The sequence below is a fragment of the Cellvibrio sp. KY-GH-1 genome (genome assembly GCF_008806975.1).
Taxonomy (GTDB): domain Bacteria; phylum Pseudomonadota; class Gammaproteobacteria; order Pseudomonadales; family Cellvibrionaceae; genus Cellvibrio.
In genome coordinates, this window is record NZ_CP031728.1 from 4,911,966 (window position 1) to 4,932,779 (window position 20,814).

At 49.8% G+C, this 20,814-nt stretch carries 14 protein-coding genes; 6 read left to right on the plus strand and 8 right to left on the minus strand.

All coding sequences use genetic code 11. From position 1 onward, the window contains the following. Window positions 1-24: 24 nt before the first annotated feature. Window positions 25-1,092: an aldose epimerase family protein gene (locus D0C16_RS20685; RefSeq protein WP_151034093.1), complete on the plus strand. Its 1,068-nt coding sequence runs from the start codon at window positions 25-27 to the stop codon at window positions 1,090-1,092. A gap of 49 nt (window positions 1,093-1,141) precedes the next feature. Here the strand turns inward: D0C16_RS20685 and D0C16_RS20690 are convergent, their stop codons facing one another. Next, on the minus strand, window positions 1,142-1,528 hold the full coding sequence (locus D0C16_RS20690; protein ID WP_151034094.1) for a type II toxin-antitoxin system VapC family toxin: 387 nt from the start codon (window positions 1,526-1,528) through the stop codon (window positions 1,142-1,144). Next, the gene (locus D0C16_RS20695; RefSeq protein WP_151034095.1) at window positions 1,528-1,764 is read right to left on the minus strand and encodes a type II toxin-antitoxin system Phd/YefM family antitoxin; all 237 of its coding nucleotides are present in this window, start codon (window positions 1,762-1,764) and stop codon (window positions 1,528-1,530) included. The genes D0C16_RS20690 and D0C16_RS20695 overlap by 1 nt, the downstream gene beginning before the upstream one ends. A 209-nt stretch (window positions 1,765-1,973) precedes the next feature. Here D0C16_RS20695 and D0C16_RS20700 point away from each other — a divergent pair, with 209 nt between their 5' ends. The 4 genes from D0C16_RS20700 to D0C16_RS20715 all read left to right on the plus strand — a co-directional run bounded on the left by D0C16_RS20700 (window position 1,974) and on the right by D0C16_RS20715 (window position 8,044). Then, window positions 1,974-3,338, plus strand: a complete 1,365-nt coding sequence (locus D0C16_RS20700) for a family 43 glycosylhydrolase (RefSeq protein ID WP_151034096.1) — start codon at window positions 1,974-1,976, stop codon at window positions 3,336-3,338. 127 nt (window positions 3,339-3,465) lie between these two features. Beyond that, the gene (locus D0C16_RS20705; protein WP_151034097.1) at window positions 3,466-5,406 is read left to right on the plus strand and encodes a glycoside hydrolase family 97 protein; all 1,941 of its coding nucleotides are present in this window, start codon (window positions 3,466-3,468) and stop codon (window positions 5,404-5,406) included. A gap of 32 nt (window positions 5,407-5,438) precedes the next feature. Beyond that, a complete protein-coding gene (locus D0C16_RS20710; protein ID WP_151034098.1) occupies window positions 5,439-7,382 on the plus strand; it encodes a family 43 glycosylhydrolase in 1,944 nt (647 codons plus the stop codon). Between the two features lie 194 nt (window positions 7,383-7,576). Further along, window positions 7,577-8,044: a hypothetical protein gene (locus D0C16_RS20715; RefSeq protein ID WP_151034099.1), complete on the plus strand. Its 468-nt coding sequence runs from the start codon at window positions 7,577-7,579 to the stop codon at window positions 8,042-8,044. Between the two features lie 53 nt (window positions 8,045-8,097). Here the strand turns inward: D0C16_RS20715 and D0C16_RS20720 are convergent, their stop codons facing one another. Together D0C16_RS20720 and D0C16_RS20725 are read right to left on the minus strand one after the other, a co-directional pair. Continuing rightward, window positions 8,098-8,808 carry a FadR/GntR family transcriptional regulator gene (locus D0C16_RS20720; RefSeq protein WP_151034100.1) on the minus strand — a complete coding sequence of 237 codons (711 nt, stop codon included), beginning with the start codon at window positions 8,806-8,808 and terminating at the stop codon, window positions 8,098-8,100. A 106-nt stretch (window positions 8,809-8,914) separates the two neighbouring features. Next, window positions 8,915-11,725, minus strand: a complete 2,811-nt coding sequence (locus D0C16_RS20725) for an EAL domain-containing protein (protein WP_151034101.1) — start codon at window positions 11,723-11,725, stop codon at window positions 8,915-8,917. 348 nt (window positions 11,726-12,073) lie between these two features. On the opposite strand from D0C16_RS20725, the gene D0C16_RS24100 reads away from it, so the two are divergent. Next, window positions 12,074-12,247, plus strand: coding sequence for a hypothetical protein (locus D0C16_RS24100; RefSeq protein WP_191968576.1), 174 nt, complete (start codon window positions 12,074-12,076; stop codon window positions 12,245-12,247). 52 nt (window positions 12,248-12,299) lie between these two features. Here the strand turns inward: D0C16_RS24100 and D0C16_RS20730 are convergent, their stop codons facing one another. The 4 genes from D0C16_RS20730 to D0C16_RS20745 form a co-directional block, all read right to left on the minus strand. Beyond that, window positions 12,300-14,177 carry a glycoside hydrolase family 2 protein gene (locus D0C16_RS20730; protein WP_151034102.1) on the minus strand — a complete coding sequence of 626 codons (1,878 nt, stop codon included), beginning with the start codon at window positions 14,175-14,177 and terminating at the stop codon, window positions 12,300-12,302. 224 nt (window positions 14,178-14,401) lie between these two features. Continuing rightward, the gene (locus tag D0C16_RS20735; RefSeq protein ID WP_151034103.1) at window positions 14,402-14,596 is read right to left on the minus strand and encodes an AbrB family transcriptional regulator; all 195 of its coding nucleotides are present in this window, start codon (window positions 14,594-14,596) and stop codon (window positions 14,402-14,404) included. A 56-nt stretch (window positions 14,597-14,652) separates the two neighbouring features. Continuing rightward, entirely contained in the window at window positions 14,653-17,739 is a 3,087-nt protein-coding gene (locus D0C16_RS20740; protein WP_151034104.1) for an efflux RND transporter permease subunit, read from the minus strand. Further along, complete coding sequence (locus tag D0C16_RS20745; RefSeq protein WP_151034105.1) at window positions 17,736-20,810, minus strand: multidrug efflux RND transporter permease subunit; 3,075 nt, start codon at window positions 20,808-20,810, stop codon at window positions 17,736-17,738. The genes D0C16_RS20740 and D0C16_RS20745 overlap by 4 nt, the downstream gene beginning before the upstream one ends. Window positions 20,811-20,814 lie beyond the last annotated feature (4 nt).

Below are 20,814 nucleotides of genomic sequence, written 5' to 3' on the forward strand. Positions count from 1 at the left end.
ATTATTTGTGAGAGCAAACAGCCAATGACTTCGGCAATTACCCAACGTGTATTCGGCACCACGCCCGCAGGCGAAACGGTTACTGAATTTACCCTGACCAATAACAATGGCAGCATCGCCAAAATAATTAATCTTGGTGGCATCATCACTGAATTGCATGTGCGTGATAAAAACGGTCACTTGGATGATGTGGTATTGGGTTTCGACTCGCTTGAACCCTATTTGGACCTTGGCCCTTATTTTGGGGCGCTAATTGGTCGCGTAGGTAATCGCATCGCTAACGCCACCTTCATGTTGGACGGCGAGCGTTATTCGCTAACTGCAAACAATGGCAGTAATAATTTGCACGGCGGCCCTGTTGGTTTCGATAAAAAAGTCTGGGCTGCTGAAACTTTTGAAAATGCTCAGGGCCCAGGCCTGGTTTTGAAATTACTGAGCGAAGATGGTGACCAGGGTTTTCCAGGTAATTTAAATGTCGCTGTGACTTATCAATTCACCCACGATGATGCAATAGTCGTGGATTATTTTGCTACTACCGATAAAGCCACTCCGGTAAATCTAACCCAGCACAGCTATTTCAATCTCGCTGGAATTACTAAGGGTGGCGATATTCTCAGTCACCAAATGCAAATCTTTGCTGATCATATTAACGCGGTAAACGATGCCCAAATCCCCGTGGGTGAGCCTATGCCGGTTGCTGACACGCCATTTGATTTTCGCTCGCCACAATTAATCGGCAGCCGTATTAATGCTGCGCACGAACAAATCAAAAACGGTTTTGGCTACGACCACAACTTCCTAATCAATCAAACTAACTATAAAGAGCTGACGCTGGCGGCGCGCGTTGAAGAAGCAAGGTCGGGCCGAGTCTTGGAAGTGTTCACCGAAGAACCCGGTGTACAATTTTATTCCGGTAACTTTTTAGATGGCAGCTTAACCGGCAAAGGTGTTACCTACCAAAAACGCACCGGTTTTTGTTTGGAGCCGCAACACGCCCCTGATTCAATTAATCAACCGCAGTTTCCGTCGATTGTGCTACGGCCGGGTGAGGAATATAAAACGCGGACTATTTTTAAATTATCTGTAAGGTAGTATTTGATATTTGTTCCAATAAAAAGCCCTGCTCACGCGCAGGGCTTTTTTAGTTGATTTCAACCAAGTCAACAAGTTCGGAATATTTCAAAATTTGCTCATCCGCCGTTAATAATCGCAACGGCTCACAAAGGGTTTGAGCAACTAGCATTCGGTCAAAGGGGTCGCGATGAATATCCGGTAATCGTGCAGCCTGCTTTGAATGTTTGGCGGTTATAGGTAATTCGGTAAACCCGTTTGCCTGAATGCCTTCGATTAAATCGTCTATATCAGCTTCAAGTTTTCCTGCAGTAATTTTAATTCCCGCTTCCCATATGGAGGCGCTGCTGATGTATGCCTCAGTGGCGGTAGCGATGGTTTGTTTTGCTGCTTGGGAAAGTCTTGGGCTGTCCGTTAGCCACCATAAGTAAATATGGGTATCCAATAAAATACGCATCAATTTCCCTCGAAGGCGTTGAGAATCTCGTCAGGTAATGGTGCATCAAAATCATCGGCGATTTTAATTTTTCCCTTCAACGAGCCGGGTGTACGTACGGCGGGTGTTGACTCAATGGCAACTAGTTCGACTACCGGTTTTCCTGCTTTGGCAATAATGACTCTCTCACCTTGAGTGACAGCCTCGATTAATTTGGAGAAGTGAGTTTTGGCGTCGTGAATGTTGACGGTTTGCATACCTGGGTGCTCATTGTTTGAACTGATGGACTAATGTTAGTCCAGTTACAATGCTAACCGCAATCAATATCCAGAGAATCTCTGCTGGATCAATGTAGAGACCCTTTCCCGCCTTGGCATTCCAGCCCTTTCTGGGTAAACTCTAATTGTCTTATAATATTAAGACAATAATAATCAACCCCTGCTAACAATAATGAACAGGTACCACTATGTATAAGCATTTACTGGCCGGTATTGGCCTTTTGCTCTGCAGTTTTACCGCCTCGGCGATTACCCTTTCCGGCCTTATCAACTCCCATGACCCTGGCACTATTACCAAAGATGGCAGCACCTATTTCCATTTCACCACTGGAACCGGGATCTGGTATTCAACGTCTACCAACCTGACCACTTGGACTGGTGGACCAAGCCCGGTGTTTACCACTTACCCTTCGTGGATTGCTAATAAAATTTCCGGCTTCAGCGGCTCTTTTTGGGCACCAGATGTCATTCATATGAATGGCTATTTCTATCTTTATTACTCGGTATCCACGTTCGGTACTTCGGTATCGGCAATTGGTGTAGCGCGATCGGTATCGCTCACTTCGCCCAGTTGGGAGGATTTGGGGATTGTGGTGGAGTCGTTTGGTGGCAGTGCGGAAATTAATGCAATAGATCCGGCGCTGTATCGCGATCATGACGGCAAAGTTTATATGAGCTACGGTTCCTTTTTTGGCGGAATCGGTATGGCGGAGATCAATCAATCCACCGGCAAATTAAATGGCAGTGTGACCAAAGTTTACGGCGGTAATCACGCGGATATTGAAGCGCCTTATATCGCACGCAATGGCGATTACTATTATTTGTTTATCAATCGCGGTGCCTGCTGTAAAGGTTCGAGCAGTACCTATTACGTGCAGGTTGCACGGTCAACATCGATTTATGGCCCCTACACTGATGTGCGCACCCTATTGCCCAACACCGACGGGAAATACAAAGGCCCCGGTCATATTGGTGTATTGAAACAAGACGGCTGTAATTACGTCTCTACCCACTATTACGATTTAAATGATAGCGGCAATGCCAAACTCGATATTTTAAAAATGACTTACAGTGATGGCTGGCCGACATTAACACGCAGTTTCTCGGTGGCAAGTTGTGGCGGTGTGAGTGATGGCTTGTATCGCATTACCGCGCGCCACAGCGGTAAAGATTTAATGCCCGCCGCAAAATCCAGCGCGAATGGTGCTCTGATCCAGCAAGAAACCTGGAACTCCTATCGCGCGCAGCAGTGGTATGTCATTAATCAGGGCACTGGCTATTACAGTTTGATTAACGCAGCGAGCTTGAAAAGTCTGGATGTGTATAACAACTCCACTGCTGCAGGAGCAAATATAGCGCAGTGGGATTACTGGGGCGGAGCAGGGCAGAAGTGGAGCCTTACCAGTAGTAGTGGCTATTACACCGTTAAATCGCAATTGAGTAATTTGCCGGTGGATATTTTAAATTTGAGCACGGCTAATGGTGCGCAAGCTATCCAATGGACTGCTACGGGCGCCACTAATCAGCAGTTTAGTTTGACGCGTTTGAAATAAAAAATGTAGGTTGGAAAAGCACAGCGCCTTCCGACATTAATCAGTGTTTTTGTACAAAATTAAATGTCGGAAGGAACCTTGGTATTTTCCAACCTACAAAAAAATTAAACTCACGATGAGATTTTTTATGAAAAAAATTGCCAGTGTTTTGTTCATCATGTTGTGTGTTGGATGTAGTCAACAGAAACTACCAGAAACCCTCTCCAGCCCCGACAAACAAATATCCGTGAAAGTGTTCATCACTGAACAAAATACTCTGGCCTACAGTGTTGATCGTGCTGCGCAAACTGTCATCCTGGCGTCGCCCTTAGGTCTGCAACTGGCCGATGCTGATTTTACCCAACAGGTAAAAATCGATACGCAATCGGCTGTTGCCAAGGTGACAGATACCTACAAAATGCGTGTCGGCAAGAAAAGTGAAATTCGCTATACCGCCAATGAGCAGGTTTTTTTTATCACTAATGCTCGTCAGCAAAAACTAGCACTCACTTTTCGTGTTTCCAATGATGGCGTTGCGTTTCGTTATTTAGTAAATGATTCGGCAGTTGCCAATAAACAATTTATTAAGGACGTGACCGGCTTTCGCGTAGCACCTAGGGCTAGGGCATGGCTGCAGCCCATGGCGGTGGCGCAAACCGGCTGGAGCAACACCAATCCCTCCTATGAAGAACATTATCAAATCAATGTGCCTGTGGGTACGGAATCCACTTTGAAACAGGGTTGGGTTTTTCCGGCGCTGTTTAACTCGGGAGATAACTGGCTGGTTATTTCTGAAACGGGAATGGATGGCTCCTGGCATGGCTCGCATTTGCAGTTAGGTGCTGGCACCGGTGAGTATGTTTTGGCCCAGCCGCAAGCGCCTGAAGTATTTATTGACGAAGCGGGTAAGAAGGGCGCTCTGCTTGCCAGCGCAAAAAAGACATTGGTATCGCCCTGGCGAATTGTTGCGGTAGGTTCGCTTGCACAGGTTATGGAATCTACTCTGGGAACTGACCTGGCTGCACCCGCCATTAACGTTGAAAATGGTTTCATTAAACCAGGCCATAGTTCCTGGAGCTGGGCAATTTTAAAAGATGATTTCACCACCTTTGATGTGCAGAAAAAATTTATCGATTACGCGGCGGATATGCATTGGGATTACACGCTAATCGATGCCGATTGGGATAAAAAAATCGGTTATGAAAAATTAAAGGAGCTGGTGGATTATGCGGCGAAGAGAAATGTCGGCATTCTGGTTTGGTATAACTCGTCTGGCGACTGGAATCAAACGCCCTATAGCCCCAAGAGTAAATTAATTACCCGAAAATTGCGCGCTGCAGAATTTTCTCGTTTGCAAGCAATAGGAGTTAAGGGAGTGAAAATTGATTTCTTTGGCGGCGATGGACAATCTTTTATGCAGTATTACATCGATATTTTAACCGATGCTGCCGCACATCAGTTGCTGGTGAACTTTCACGGCGCAACGCTGCCACGCGGTTGGCAGCGTACCTATCCCAATTTAATGACGATGGAGTCCATCAAAGGTTTTGAATTCACAACCTTCTCCCAAGCGGATCAAGACCCGGTTGCACAGCATGTAGCAACCGCGCTCTTTACGCGCAATATCTTTGACCCTATGGATTTTACGCCTATGGTGTTTGGCGATATTCCCAACATCAAACGTGTGACTGAAAACTCTTTTGAATTGGCGGAATCGGTGTTGATGATTTCCGGCGTTCAGCATTTTGCGGAAATTCCCGAAGGTATGGCGACTGCACCGGATTATGTGAAAGCTTTTCTGCGTGAATTGCCGCGTGAATGGGATGATGTGAAATTCGTTGATGGATATCCGGGAAAATATGCCGTGCTTGCACGCAAAGCAGGTGATGTATGGTATATCGCGTGTATTAATGCAGAACAAGAAGTGAAGAATTTGACGCTGGACGTAAGTTTTGTTGGGGATAAAAAAGGCTATGTAATTACCAGCGGAGAAAACCAACGCAGTTTTGTGCAGCGGGAAATTAATAGCAAAACGCCTGCGGCGATTAGCCTGCGACCCAATGCCGGGTTTGTTATGGTGTTGAAATAAAAGTAGATGTAACCAGTGAGAGAGAAAACACAATGAAGAAATTTTTAACGAGTCTTTTATTGCCGATCTTCTTGTTAAGTTGTGCAACAAAAGATTCTGATAAGACGAGTGCGGCTACTAACGCACCACCAACCCAGACGAATGCCAACAGCTTTACCAACCCCATCTACCCTAACGGCGCTGATCCCTGGTTGGAATATTTTGCGGGTAATTATTATTTAACTACCACTACCTGGACTTCCCAGTTGGTGATGCGCAAATCGCCAACGCTTGCCGGCTTGGCAACGGCGACGCCAATTCATATCTGGTCGGAAAGTGAATTGGAGCGTTGCTGTAATTTCTGGGCATTTGAATTTCATCGCTTGAAAACGGAAAAGGGCTATCGCTGGTATGTAATGTACACCTCCGGCATTGCTGAAAATTATGATCACCAGCATTTGAGTGTCATCGAAAGTCAGGGTGACGATCCACTTGGCCCTTACACTTATAAGGGCTCGCCTATGCCGGATTCCTGGAATATTGACGGCAATTATCTGGAGCACAACGGGCAGCTTTATTTATTGTGGTCTGAATGGATGAAGGACGAACAATCTATTTTTATCGCCAAAATGATAAATCCCTGGACGATTACCGGTGAGAAAGTATTAATTTCCAAGCCTGAATACGCCTGGGAAAAATCCGGTATGAAAGTGAATGAAGGTCCGGAAATTTTAAAACACAATGGCCGCACCTTTATGATTTACTCGGCGAGTTTTTGTAATACGCCGGATTATAAATTAGGCCTCATCGAATTAACGGGTGATCCATTAAAACCTGAGTCATGGAAAAAATTCGCTGAGCCGGTGTTTAGCAAGGCCAATGGTGTTTATGGCCCCGGTCACAATGGCTTTTTTAAATCGCCAGACGGTAAAGAAGATTGGTTAATTTACCATGGCAACGCGAGCGAAAAAGAAGGATGCAGTTCAACCCGTTCTTTACGTGCGCAGAAATTTACCTGGAATACGGATGGTACACCGAATTTCGGCGAGCCGGTCGAAGCCGGCAAACCGATAGCTTCCCCGGCTGGTGAAAATGGCCCCTTGGTTACCCAGGTGCAGGGCGCGCAGGTGCAGTTGGTAAACAAAGCCAATCACCAGTGTATTGCCTTTGATACGGATGGAATAATTGCCTCTGCAGATTGCAATAATGAATCGGCGAGCAACTGGGTACTGGATTACACCACCAACGGTAATTATCGGTTGGTGAATAAGGATGGAAAATTTTTAGCTCAAGGCGATGGTCATCAACGTGGAGCTAACAACAGCCATGGGCAGTGCTCGGTTGGGCAGGCCGATGAGTTAACTATTGCCCCCTGGCAAAACCAGCTCTGCCAGCAATGGCAATTGGTTCCACATGAACAGGGTTGGGTAAGTTTGGTCAACGCGCAAACCAAACAACCTATTCAATTCGCTAATTGCTCGGAGCCTGCTCCGGTAGCTGGGAAAAAATCAGTAGAGGATGTGCCGCAATTTATCGCACAAAAGCCCGCGTGCAGTTTATGGCGAGTCCAACCCCTGCAAGAAGTTGCGATCACCAGTGTGCAAAGCGGGAAGGCGATTAGTGTTGCGGGCGCTACCAAATCGGGCGCTAATATCGAACAGGATGAGTGGAAAAATATCGCTAATCAACGCTGGATCTTTGTGCACACGGAACAGGGGTTTTATTACCTTCAGTCGGTAGCGAACGATAAACTCTGTATGAGTGTGGTGAATACTTCCATCGTGCCTGGCGCTAACATTGAGCTGGCCGCTTGCGGTGATAAGCACGCGCAATGGCAGGTTGATTTTCTTGTCGATGGGACTGTGAAACTTGTTAATCGTAAAAGTAATCTGGTTGTTGACCTGGCCCATTGTGGAGTCGCTAACCACACCAATATAGCGCAGGGCCAATGGCTGAATTCCAATTGCCAACGCTTTCAGATTAAGCCTATTCAATAGGCGTTAATCAACTATCGGTTTAATTCAGCGGCGCTTGTGAAATTTTCACCAGCTTCATCCCCCCAATTGGGGGGTGAGGCAGCTTGTCTGCGTGATTAGCATAATCATTGGTCCGAAATGCTTTGTGCTTGACGAGAGGCTATTCGGTGACAGTTGATCACGATATGAATCCAGGATGATTTAAGGAGACTGCTATGAACCAGAAAGTTATAAAAGAGCACGAGGAAAAGTTGCTCGAGTTGCGGGTGCAAAGTTTGGAGGCTGAATTGGGTCGGCAAAAAGCACCTCCGGCGAAACCTCACTTTTGGACAAATCCGGCGATTTTAGCGATTTTGGGGGCAGTGTGTACGGCTTCATTTGGGTTGATTACCAATAAGGAGCAATTGAATGCGAGCCGACAACTGGAGCGCGATAAAATGGAGTCGTCGCTAATTTTAAAGGCGATAGATTCAAGCGATGCAGAGCAGCGGATATCCGCTTTAAAATTTTTGGTGAAAGCCGGACTTATCTCTGATCACGATAAAAAAATAGATGAGCTTAAATTGGAAGATGTACCGCGTATAAAAAATACGCCAGCTGCAACCAAGCTAACCTTGGGTGCTGCACAGGATAGTGCTAGTGAGCAAGCAAAGCCGCCTCAAAATCCTGTTGCCAGGAATTAAGCGGATGTGAAAAGGGATATGGAGTTGCTTGCGGAATTACATTGCGGCCCGAGTTATTTTTGATTGGCAATTGAATCTTCAATAAAATTCAATGCTTCGTCAATCAAGGCCAACATTGCCTGGCGTGCGCGTTCAGGGTTGCGGTTTTTAATGGCGTTGAACACTTTGGAGTGGTCTTCAACTACGCCTTCATGGTTGCCTTTGATGGGGTTGGTGTGGCTGATGCTCACGCGCAAAGCCGTGGAAATAAAATCGCGCAGGCGAATGTAAAAACGATTGTTGCTGGCGTAAAGGATGCTGACGTGAAAGGCGATATCGGCTTCCAGGTCTTCTTTGCTATTGCCTTCGGCCTGGCGCATTCCTTCTAATGCTTTTTCAATCGCTGCGAGCTTGCTCTCATCTGCATAGCGTGCGGCAAGGGCCGCTGCTTCCGGTTCAATCGCGATGCGCACTTGTAAAAATTCTTTCAGCACGTGCAATGAGGGTTTGCTTTCCAATACCCAGCGCAATAAATCCGGATCAAAAATATTCCATTGGTCTTCAGGTTGAATGCGAATGCCCTGACGCGGCTTGCTGGTGATTAACCCTTTCGCAGATAACATTTTTACCGCTTCGCGGACGGCACTGCGGCTCACGCCGAATTTTTCACACAGTTCTGCTTCGGTGGGCAGGCTGTCATCAACGAATTCACCGCAGATAATCGTGCGCCCCAGTTCCTGTACCATACGCTGTGAAAGATTGAAGTTGCGATCGAGAATTGCCATCGTTGTCATTGCTCTGATTGACCGAAATTATGGCAGCAGATTAACGATTTATTGTTAATAATACAATCTGAGAAGTGGACAAATACTGGCCGCGTTAGGTTTGTTTTTAAATCAGACGATGTAACATTGTCCAAGCTAGGGCAGGCTTCCAATTGGCGGCCCAGGCAGGCAGGTCAGCGGCAGGCATGGGGCGCGCAATGCCGTAACCCTGGGCCAATTCGCAGCCGAGTGGAATCAGTAATTCGCCGTGGGCAACGGTTTCAACACCTTCCGCAATCACCTGGCGATGAAAGGCGTTAGCGAGGCCGATAACGCCTTTTACAATGGCGAGATCGTCCGCATCATCCAACATGTCGCGCACAAATGTCTGGTCAATTTTTAATAATTCGGCGGGCAGCCGTTTTAAATACGTGAGCGATGAATAGCCAGTCCCGAAATCGTCCACTGCAAAACTGACACCCAAGTCACGGCAACGACGCATGATATCGGCAACTTCAGCAATATCTTCCAATGCGCTTGTCTCTACAATTTCCAATTGCAGATAGGCGGGCGGCACTTGTGGGTGCGCCGCTAATTGCGCCGCGAGCTGCGTGACAAACTCACTGCGTTGTAATTGCAGTGCACCTATATTGACGCTCACTGGAATCAATAAACCAAGGCGTTGCCAGTGCGCGATTTGTTGCAGTGCGTCGTTAATGACCCAATCACCCAGCTCGATGCTGAGCGGATGATCCTCAATAACTGGCAAAAAATGCGCCGGCGATAATAAGCCGCGCTCTGGGTGTTGCCAGCGTACCAGTGCTTCGGCACCAACAATTTCACCAGTGCGCATATTGACCTGGGGTTGATAGTGAAGCACAAATTCCTTGCGATCCAACGCAATGCGAATGTGTTCGAGGGATTCGCGCTGGGTTTTCACGGCAATATCTTTGGCAATATCAAATAAATGATAACAATTTTTTCCCGCTTGCTTGGCCAAATACATAGCTTGATCCGCGTGACGCAACAATTGGTCTGCGTCAGCGTCATCTTGTGGATAAAGCGTGGCGCCAATACTGGCGGATACCAGCAACAGATGCTGATTCAAGGTTACGGGTTCAGCGGCAACACTTAACAGGCGATTTAAAACCGCCTCATAATCCTGGGGGCGTTCGAGATCTACCATAACAACGACAAATTCATCACCACCGATGCGCGCGAGCGTATCGCCTTCGCGCAATACTTCTTTTAAACGATGGGAAATATTTACCAACAGTTGATCGCCGGTATCGTGGCCGTGTTGATCGTTCACGGCTTTAAATCCATCCAGATCCAGATAAAGCACAGCGAGTGAGCGAGCACTCCGATGGCTGCGTGCCATGGCCTGTTTCAACCGGTCCGCGAGTAAAACGCGATTGGGTAAGCCCGTGAGTGCATCGTAATGGGCAATATATTCCAGTTGGCGCTGGTGTTCTTTAAGCGGTGTTATGTCGGTGAATAAATTTACATAATTTTGCGTGATCCCGTGAATATCCTGCACCGCGCTGATGGTCATCATGGCCGCATAAAGCTCACCATTCTTGCGACGATTCCAGACCTCTCCGTACCAGTTCCCTGTTTGCAACAAGCTTTGCCAAAGTGCGCTGTAAAAATCTTTATCGTGCAAACCGGATTGCAAGAAGCGCGGGTTCTTACCGAGCGCTTCTTCCCGGCTGTAGCCGGTGATATCAGCGAAAACTTGATTCGCCTCAATAATGTTTCCTTGGCAATCGGTAATCAAAATACCTTCGCGCGCGTGGGTGAAAACGCTGGCGGCCATTTGCAGGCGCGATTCAGCATGCGACTGTTCAATGGCAAGTGACGTGAGCCGCGTTTCGCTGTCAATTAAACCTAATTCGTAATCGGTGGGATTGCGCGCTTCGTTGTTATAAAGCGCAAAGGTGCCGAGCACCTGACCCTGGGCAGAGTAAATGGGTTGCGACCAGCAAGAGGCAATATGCGCTCGCTCTGCTAAATCGCTAAAGGCTGTGGTCCAGGGGTGAGTGTGGACGTCGGGAATAATCACCCGATGACCAAAAAATACTGCACTGCCGCACACGCCCATGCCTTCCCCCACGGGTAAGCCATCAATGGCTTTGACAAAAAAATCGGGCAAGCCGTAGGTGGCACCGTTACGCAAATGTTGGCCGTCGTTGTCCAGCAGCATAATGCTGCAAAAGCTACCGGGTAGCAGGCCGGCCATGTCTTTGGCGATAGCGGGAAGGATGTTGGTCAGTGGCATTTTGGCGATCAGCATTTCCAAAATGCGATTGTGGTGTTGGTGGCGACGCTCGGCTTGTTTGCGCTCGCTAATATCCTGGTAAATGCCGGTCAGGCGTATTAATTCACCATTTTCATAGTGCGCCATGCAGGTGGTGCGTAGATCTATCTTACGCCCCTTAAAGGTGTATTTCTCCACCTCAATATCAAACACCTCGCCAGTGTCCATAGCTCTTTTTAACGCGGTTGCTATGCGTTCGCGCGAGCCGGGCGGATACATGGAGAAACCTTCATCCAGGCTAGGCGTGTATTCCTCGGGAGTGGTATCGTGAATGTGGTAGGTTTCAGCGGTCCAGTAAATCTGCCGCGAGGGCACATGTAATTCTACGCCACCTACTTTGGCAATATTCTGGGATGCATCCAAAATGCGTGCGCTGGTGCGCAACTCTTCCAATTGCGTGCGCTCTACGGCTACCTGGTTAGCCAGTTTCTGTTCGAGTAGGTGCAATTCCTGGCGTTGTATCTCCAGTGCCAATTTGTGAATTTGCAGCTCTTGCTCCAGTAGCTGCTGAGGCGATAAATCAGCCTGATTTTTGGCTGAGCGCGGCAAGCTCCGCCGCCATTCAGCCTGCGCACGCGCATAGAGCTCTGCTGCATCGAGGGGGGAATCCGGGGACATGTGGTGTTAATCCTTCGGTTAAAGCTCCCTTGGGCAATATGCCCTGAGGCGTTGTACGTGTTGATGAAATATAGCAGCGGCAGATAGTGGTGTCGAAGTGTAAGTTTGTAATTTTAATCAGTAGTCACATCGATAGAACCAAAATAAAGGTGAGCGAAATAATTATGAATTTATTGCTATGGATTTAAGGGTTTTTACCTACTTGTGCAGTACTTTTTTTGTAGCGTTTTTTTGTTTTGGTGGTAATTCTCTTGTGGTGTTGGCGTCTGTATCATTGTTGGTGTAATCCTGTGTAATTGATTATCCTGTTTTTATTGCCCGTCGTGATTTTTGATCTGGAATCCAGAGATGCAAATTAGTAAAAGTGCCAAATGGTCTATCGTGCTCTTGCTGCTGCTGGGAGCGGGAATCTGTTTTAAGTTGGAAATGAAAGCGGCGACGGGGACTTTTCTGGCTGTTGTCCTGGTGTTTGAATTTTGCTTTCTGGGTGGGATTTTGCGAGTGAATGATCGCGAAGAATAGGGTAACCGCCAAAGCACCTTGACGATTACCTTTAGGGTAGTTGAGTTATCGATTAGTTGTTCGTTGCGTTTTGTTCCGCTTTATTGTCGTAATAATTTTTCAACACAAAAAATGCTTTCTTTTTCTCGCCGGTATTTGAATAAACGCCCTTGCGATTGAACTCATCCTGAATTCCCGGTAAGTGGCGACGCGGTGAGCGGAAATCGGTGAGAATCCAGGGCGAAGTGCCGACAAAGCCGTCAATACCATCGAGCATTTTCAAGGTTTTAATATATAAATTTTCCTGGAATTCTTCGGTAAAAATTGTATCGATATCACCATGATTCCCGGCGCGTGCATCGCCGCCAAATTCGCTGATAAATACCGGTTTGTTGTAGTTGATTTCCCAGGTAATACGATCAATTTTTTCCGGTGCGCCATCGTACCAGCCAATGTATTGGTTGAAACTTACCAGATCCAGGTGTTCTGCCAGTGGATCTTGTACCACCGCGACATTCGCGTTATCTGTGCGATAATGTTTTTCCATGGCGGCACTTAATAAGCGCGAGTTATCCAGGCTGCGCGCTTTGGTGGCGAGACGCGTGAGAAATTTATTGCGAGCATCGGATACTGGTGTTTCGTTGGCGAGCGACCAAATAATAACTGCCGCACGGTTTTTATCGCGCTCGATCATTGCCGTTAACTGTGCTTCGGCATTTTGGTAGGTGGCTTCGTTACTCCAATTAATCGTCCAGTAAACGGGAATTTCCGACCACACCAATAATCCCATTTGATCGGCAAGGCGCACCATATCTTCGTTGTGAGGGTAATGGGCCAGGCGCACAAAATTGGCATTGAAGCCTTTTGCCCAATCGAGCAACTGTTTTGCTTCGGCCGCATTTTTTACTCGACCTCCGCCTGTCGCTGAATACTCCTCATGCACAGATACGCCGCGCAAAAATACCGGCTTGCCGTTAAGTAATAATTGTTTGCCTTGAGTGCTGATGCTGCGCAACCCCACGGTATCGGTAAATTTATCTTTGCCTGCATTGATTTGCAGTGAATAAAGTTTTGGGTTTTCCGGCGACCAGAGATGCGCGTTAGTCGCTTTGAAGGAAAAATGCGCGGCGCCACTGCTGTTGGTCGTCAGCGTCTGTTGAATATTCAATTCCGGTAGTTTTAGCGAAATTTTTTCCCCGCCCTTGGCTCCATCCAGCAACACTCTGCCGGAGACAGTTTTATCCGCGAGCGAGGTTAATTCAATTTTATAATCGCGAATAAAGGTTTGCGGCACTGTGATAAGTTTTACTTCACGCGTAATGCCGCCGTAGTTCCACCAGTCAGTGTTTAACGTAGGGACTGCATCGGCGTGACGTTTATTGTCCACCTTTACCACGAGCGAATTATTTTTATCTTTTAGCTTGCCGGTAATTTCATAGTGAAAGGGCGTGAAGCCGCCGACATGGACGCCGAGCTTTTTACCATTCAAATAAACGTCCGCGCGATAATTTACTGCCCCGAAGTATAAAAAGGTACGCTCGCCTTTTTTTGCAGGTGGTGCATCAAATGTTTTGCGATACCAGACGGTACCTTCGTAGTAATAAAGTTTATCGGTTTGGGTATTCCTGTCGCCGGGCACTTGCAGACTGGCCGATTTATCAAAATCATATTCCAGTAAATCGCCGGGGGATTTTTGTTTTGAATCAGTAAAGTAAGCGTTTTGCGAAGGTGTTGCCTGTTGATCAAACGGCTCGTAGCGATAGTTGTAATACCCGTTTTCGTAGGGGTCGACAATTATTTTCCATTCGCCGTTTAATGAAACGGAATCGCGGCTATAAGTTTGTATTGAGAGGGCTTGTAGTGACGTGTTTTGCAGTGGTGCTTCTGTTGCGCATATAAATTGCGTGAACAAGGCACAGCCCCATAGGGCGCCGAGTAAAAATACTTTCATGGTTTTTCTCTGTTGACTGATGGTCTTATGGTTTATGTGTGCGTGCTTGTCTGTGTAAGCTGGTGTCAGGGTCAGTAGAAAAATACGCGTTTTAAAATGTGCATTGCTGATATGCGGTTGACTCAGCATGCTCATATACAGCGCGAAGAAGATTCTAGTCTGGATTGAGCGGAGAGTTTAAGCGGGGTGGGGTAAATAATTGTTAATCGCCATTTCTTCGCTGGCTAACGTTCTATTAACCAGTTTGGATCAGCTTTTGGCTGGTCAGCTAATGAAGTCCAGCTTGGTCGCGCTGGACGTAGTATTAATGTATCGCCATCTTTGAAGATTTCCAATTCGTGAATATCTTTATATTCCATATCCTTTGGTAAGCAAATTATTTGATCCTTGCCATCTGTTTCGATAGTTATAGTTCGCATAAATAACCCCGGGTAGCAATTGCTTTTGGATTGAAGTGCTTTGATGAATACACGAGTTATAGTACTTGACTCTTTGGTGATACGCGTTGCGTTAACCCCCAATTGCGCACTTTCTCCATATACAAATACACCACCGGTGTCGTGAACAATGTGAGCAATTGACTTACCGCCAAGCCACCGATAATCGTAATGCCTAGCGGTGTACGCAATTCAGAGCCTTCATGAAAGCCGAGGATTAATGGCACGGCACCAAGCAGACCCGCGAGGTTGGTCATTAAAATCGGGCGCAAGCGAATCAGTGCAGCTTGGTAAATGGAGTCGCGCGATGACAAGCCTTGGTGGCGTTCCAGCTCCAGCGCAAAGTCGATCATCAAAATTGCATTTTTCATCACTATACCGATCAATAAAAATAAACCGAGCATAGCGATCAAACTGAAGGGTGTATCGGTAATCCAAAGCGCGAGCAGCGCGCCAATACCTGCAGAAGGGAGTGTGGAAAGAATAGTGAGTGGGTGGATGGTGCTCTCGTACAAAATCCCCAAAATTAAATACACCGCGAGCAACACGCAGGCAATCAGCACTGCCGGATTCTGTGCCATGCCGGGGACGCTTGGCCCCCAACCCGGCCGCGAGCTACCGGCAGGGGCGAGGTAGACTTCTTTCGGCATCATCAACTCGGCGACCTTGGCTTCGATTTCTGCACGCGCCTGTTCGGCAGTGATGCCTTCGGCGAGGCCGTAGCCAATACTTTCTGAAACAAACTGATTGCTGCGGCGAATACGATCTTCCGCCAAACCATAATCAAAACTGGAGAAGGTGGATAGTGGCACGCGCTTGCCGTCGCGTGTAATCACTTGCAGTTGATTGAGAACCTCCGGTGTTGCGGTATAGCCCGGCTCCAGCTCCATCACCACGCGGTATTGGTTCATCTCCTCGTACATAGTGGAAACTTGTCGCTGTGAGAAAGAATTGTTGAGCAGGCTGGCGACAGTGCTCATGTCGATCCCCAAACGCTGGGCGGCTTCACGATCAATAGTGAGCTGGATCTGCTGAGTACCTTCTTCGCGCACGCCATCAATCTCGGTGACTGCTTTCATGCCCTCCATCGCGGTAGTCAGCTTGGCGGCCCATTTGTGCAGTAATTTCATGTCGTCGGAAAGCAACATGACTTCGTGCTGACTGCGACTGAAGGGCGAGCTGAGGCGAATATCCTGGTCCGGGCCGATCATTAGCATGGCGCCGGGAATGCTGGGCAGTTGGCGGCGAATGCGGTCGGTCACTTCTACCACTGAAACCCCGCGCTCAGACAGCGGTTTCAGGCTGATACGCATCCACGCATTGCTGACACCATTGCCGCCGCCGCTGGCTCCAAACACATCTTCAATAGCCGGGTCGTTGAGGAGTACCCGGCGGAACTCCTGGATTTTCGGCTGCATTAACTGGAACGAAAAGCCGTCATCGCCGCGAATCCAACCGGTCATTTGGCCGGTATCCTGCTCGGGTAACATGGTTTTGGGGATGGCGATATAGAGGTAAATATTGATGCCGATAACCGCAGCCAGAATCAGTATAACGATACGGCTGTGGCGCAACGCCCAGTCAAGTGCGACGGCATAGCCTTTTTTCAAATCATCAAAAATGCCCGGCTTTTCTTCTTTGGTGGATTCGGCTTTAAGCAATTGGCCGCAGAGCGCAGGCGTGAGGCTCAGGGAAATCACTAGCGAAATGAGCATGGCAGCAGCGAGAGTGATGGAGAATTCACGGAACAGCTTTTCCACCACTCCACCCATCAACAATATGGAAACGAAAATCACCACCAGCGTCAGGTTCATCGCCAACAGCGTAAAGCCCACTTCTCGTGCACCCTGCAGCGCGGCTTCAAAGGGCGGCATACCTTTTTCGATATGGCGTTTGATATTTTCCAGTACCACTATCGCATCATCCACCACCAACCCGGCCGCGACTATCAGTGCCATCAGCGACAAGTTGTTGAGTGAGAAGCCCCAAAGGTACATGACCGAGAAGGCGCCGATGATCGCCACGGGAATCGCCAGGGTCGGGATCAGAGCGCTTTGGGCACTGCGTAGGAATACAAACACCACGCCGACTACCAGCATAACGGCAACGGCAAGGGTGATTTCCGCTTCCTTTAAGGTGGCGCGGATACCGGGGGATCTATCCATCACTACTTTCAACTGGGTATCGCCGGGCATTAATGCGCGAAGCGTTGGCAACTGTGCGTTGATGGCGTCGATGGTTTCGACAATATTGGCCCCCGTCTGACGACTAACCGTCAGCGTCACGGCGGAGCTGTGGTTGTGGAAGCCATCGGTATAGCGGTTTTCTACCGAGTCGCTCACGGTAGCGACGTCGCGCAAACGCACCGGGCCGGCATCGCCATAGCGCACCACCAGGTTTTGGTAATCCGCCGCTGTGCGCAGGGTTTCGCTGGTATACACCTGCCAGCGCGTATCGTCTTGTTCGAGTACACCCATAGGGCGCTGCACATTGGCACTGCTAATGGCGTTGCGCACTTCATCTAATGCGATGCCGTAGCTGGACAGGGCATTGGGGTTGAGCTGGATACGCACTGCCGGTAGTGAGGCGCCATCGATACCCACTTGCCCCACACCTTTAATCTGCGCCAATTTTTGCGCGAGTATGGTGGAGGCAGCGTCATAAAGCGCACTCGGCGACAGGTTGGGTGAGCTGAGTGCCAGTGCCATCACCGGCGCTTGTGAGGGGCTGATTTTGCGGTAACTCGGGTTGCCTGGCATACCGGCGGGAAGTTGGCCGCGTGCGGCATTCAGCGCTGCTTGTACATCGCGGGCGGCGGAATCCAGGTCGCGGTCCAGGGTGAACTCCACCCAGATAAAGGTGCTGCCCTGGGTGGAGTTGGAGTTAATCGCGGTCACCCCGGGAATACTGCCGAGCGCGCGCTCAAGCGGGGTGGCTACCGTAGACGCCATACTCTCCGGGCTGGCACCGGGGAGTTGGGCGAAGATCTGCACGGCCGGGAAATCCACCTGCGGCAGTGGTGCCACGGGCAACATCCGCCAGGATAAAAGCCCGAGCAATACAATCCCTAGCGCCACCAGGGATGAGGCAACGGGCCGCTTAATGAATGGTTCTGCAATTGTCATGCATTCGCCTCGTCGGGCGCGGAGGCGGGTTTATTGACCCAGCGATCAAAAAACAAATACACCACCGGGGTGGTAAACAGGGTGAGTATCTGGCTTACCAGCAAGCCGCCTACCATTACCAAACCCAAGGGCTGGCGCAACTCGGCGCCGGAGCCGCTGGCGAGCATTAAGGGAATGGCGCCAAACAGGGCGGCAAGGGTGGTCATCAATATAGGGCGGAAGCGCATCAAGGCGGCGCGATGAATCGCCTCGCGCGGGCCCATGCCCAGCGTGCGTTGAGCATCGAGCGCAAAATCCACCATCATAATGCCATTCTTTTTTACCAGCCCGATTAACAGGACCACTCCAATCACTGCAATCAAATCCAGTGGCTGCCCGGTTAACAACAGCGCGAGCAGTGCCCCCACGGTGGCGGAGGGCAGAGTGGAGAGAATGGTCACCGGGTGGATAAAGCTCTCGTAGAGCACTCCCAGCACTATGTACATAGTTACCACCGCGGCCAGCACCAGCCAGAGGGTGTTGCTGAGCGAGGCACGGAAGGCTTCCGCCGCGCCCTGAAAACGCAACTCTACGGCGGCAGGCAAATCCAGTTCGGCGCTGGCCGTTTCAATCGCCGCTATCGCTTCCCCTAAAGAGGCATCCTCCGCAAGGTTGAAAGAAATCGTGGTCGATGGAAATTGGCTTTGATGATTAATCAGCAAGGGCGTTGGCCGCTGGCTGATTTTTGCGAGGGTGGAGAGCAGTACCGGCTTGCCGCTGTTGGAGTTCACGTAGGTATTTTCCAACGCTTTCAGGCCCTGGGCGTAATCCGGATCTACCTCCAGCACCACGCGGTATTGATTGGCTTGGGTAAACAGGGTGGCGATTTGGCGTTGCGCGTAGGCCGTTTGCAAGCTGCTGGCAATATTGCTCACGTTTACGCCCAAACGTGCCGCCGCATCCCGGTCGATCTCCACATAGGCTTGCAGGCCGCGTGTTTGCAGGTCGGCGGCGACATCGGCGAGCGCCGGCTCCATGCGCAAACGCTCCAATACCTGTGGCAGAGTTTCATCGAGCAACGCGATTTCCGGCGCGGTCAGGGTAAATTGGTACTGGGTGCGGCTGACACGATCCTCAATACTCAATTCCTGCAATGGCTGGAACCAGGCGGTAATGCCGCTGATACCGACAATTCGCTCCTGCAAGCGGCGAATGATGTCGCTGGCGTGGTCATCGCGCTCGCCGTGGGCTTTCAGGTTGATCAGCAAGCGGCCTGAGTTGAGGGTGATGTTGTTGCCATCGACGCCGATAAACGATGAGATGCTCGCCACATCCGGGTCTTGCAGAATCAGCTCGGCGATCTGCTGTTGGCGCTCGGTCATAGCGGCGAAAGAGGTATCTTGTGGCGCTTCGGTAATCGCCTGGATAGCGCCGCTATCCTGAATCGGGAAAAAGCCTTTCGGGACTACCAGATACAAGCCGGCCGTGAGCGCGACCGTACCCAGCATCACCGCCATGGCAGCGGTTTCGCGTTGCAGCACTTTATCCAGCAGTTCGCCGTAGCGGCGGATGACCTTGTCCAGAAAATCCGGTTTTTCGCTGGTGTGCGCCGGCGCATGTTTAAGCATGCGCGCGCACATCATGGGGGTGAGCGTGAGGGAAACTACCAGCGAGATGCCGATAGCGACTGCGAGCGTAATCGCGAATTCCTGAAACAAGCGGCCAACCAGATCGCCCATAAACAGCAGTGGAATTAATACTGCAATTAGCGAAATTGTCAGGGATACCAATGTAAAACCAATTTCCCCGGCACCTTTAAGTGCGGCATTCATCGGCGTTTCGCCCTGTTCGCGGTGGCGGGCGATGTTTTCCAGCATCACGATTGCATCGTCCACCACAAAACCGGTGGCGATGGTGAGTGCCATGAGTGTCAGGTTGTTGATGGAAAAATCGAGGAAGTACATGGCGGCGAAGGTGCCGATCAAGGACAGTGGCACCGCCAGACTGGGAATGATGGTGGCGGGAATCGAACGCAAGAAAACGAGGGTTACCGCAACGACCAGGAAAATCGCAAATATCAGCTCTTTTTGTACATCGCGAATGGAGGCGCGGATGCTGTGCGTGCGGTCGCTTAATACTTCAATTTTTGCGGCCGTTGGCATAGTGACCATTAACTTGGGCAGCAGGGATTCAATGCTATCCGCCACATCAATCACATTGGCACCAGGCTGGCGCTGGATGTTGATCAGCACTGCCGGTTGCTCGTTGGCCCAGGCGGCGAGGAATCGGTCTTCGGCGCCATCTTCCACGGTAGCGACATCCCCTAAGCGCAGCGGCGAGCCCCCGCGATAGCTGACGATTAAATCGCGATACTCCTGCACCGAGCGGATCTGGTCATTGGCATCCAACATGGTGGAGCGGTATTCGCCGTCAAAGCTGCCCTTGGGTTGGTTGGTGTTGGCAGCAACGACGGCGTTGCGCACTTGCTCCAGACTCAGTTGCGTATTGGCAAGGGCGTTGGGGTTTACTTTGATTCGGATCGCAGGGCGCTGGCCGCCCGCCAGGGTCACCATGCCGACACCGGGCAGCTGGGCGATCTTCTGCGCCATGCGCGTGTTCACCAGATCGTACACCTCCGGCAGCGGCAGGCTTTCGGAAGTGACGGCGAGAGTCATAATCGGCGCGTCCGCCGGATTTACTTTGCGATATACCGGCGGAGTTGGAAGATCATTTGGCAGCAAATTGCTGGCCGTATTCAGTGCGGCTTGCACTTCCTGCTCGGCCACGCCAAGGTCCATTTCCAGCAAAAATTGCAGGGTGATAATCGATGCGCCAGTAGAGCTGGTGGAGGAGAGTTGTTTGACGCCAGGGATCTGCCCCAGGCTGCGCTCCAGGGGTGCGGTGACGGTGCGCGCCATGACATCCGGGCTGGCACCCGGGTTAAAGGTGAAAATCTGGATAATCGGATAATCCACCTGTGGCAAAGCAGCCACAGGCAACAGTCGATAACCCAGAATTCCGGCCAGTAAAAACGCCAACATCACCAGCGAGGTGGCAACCGGGCGAAGGATAAAGGGGCGGGAAATGCTCATGGGT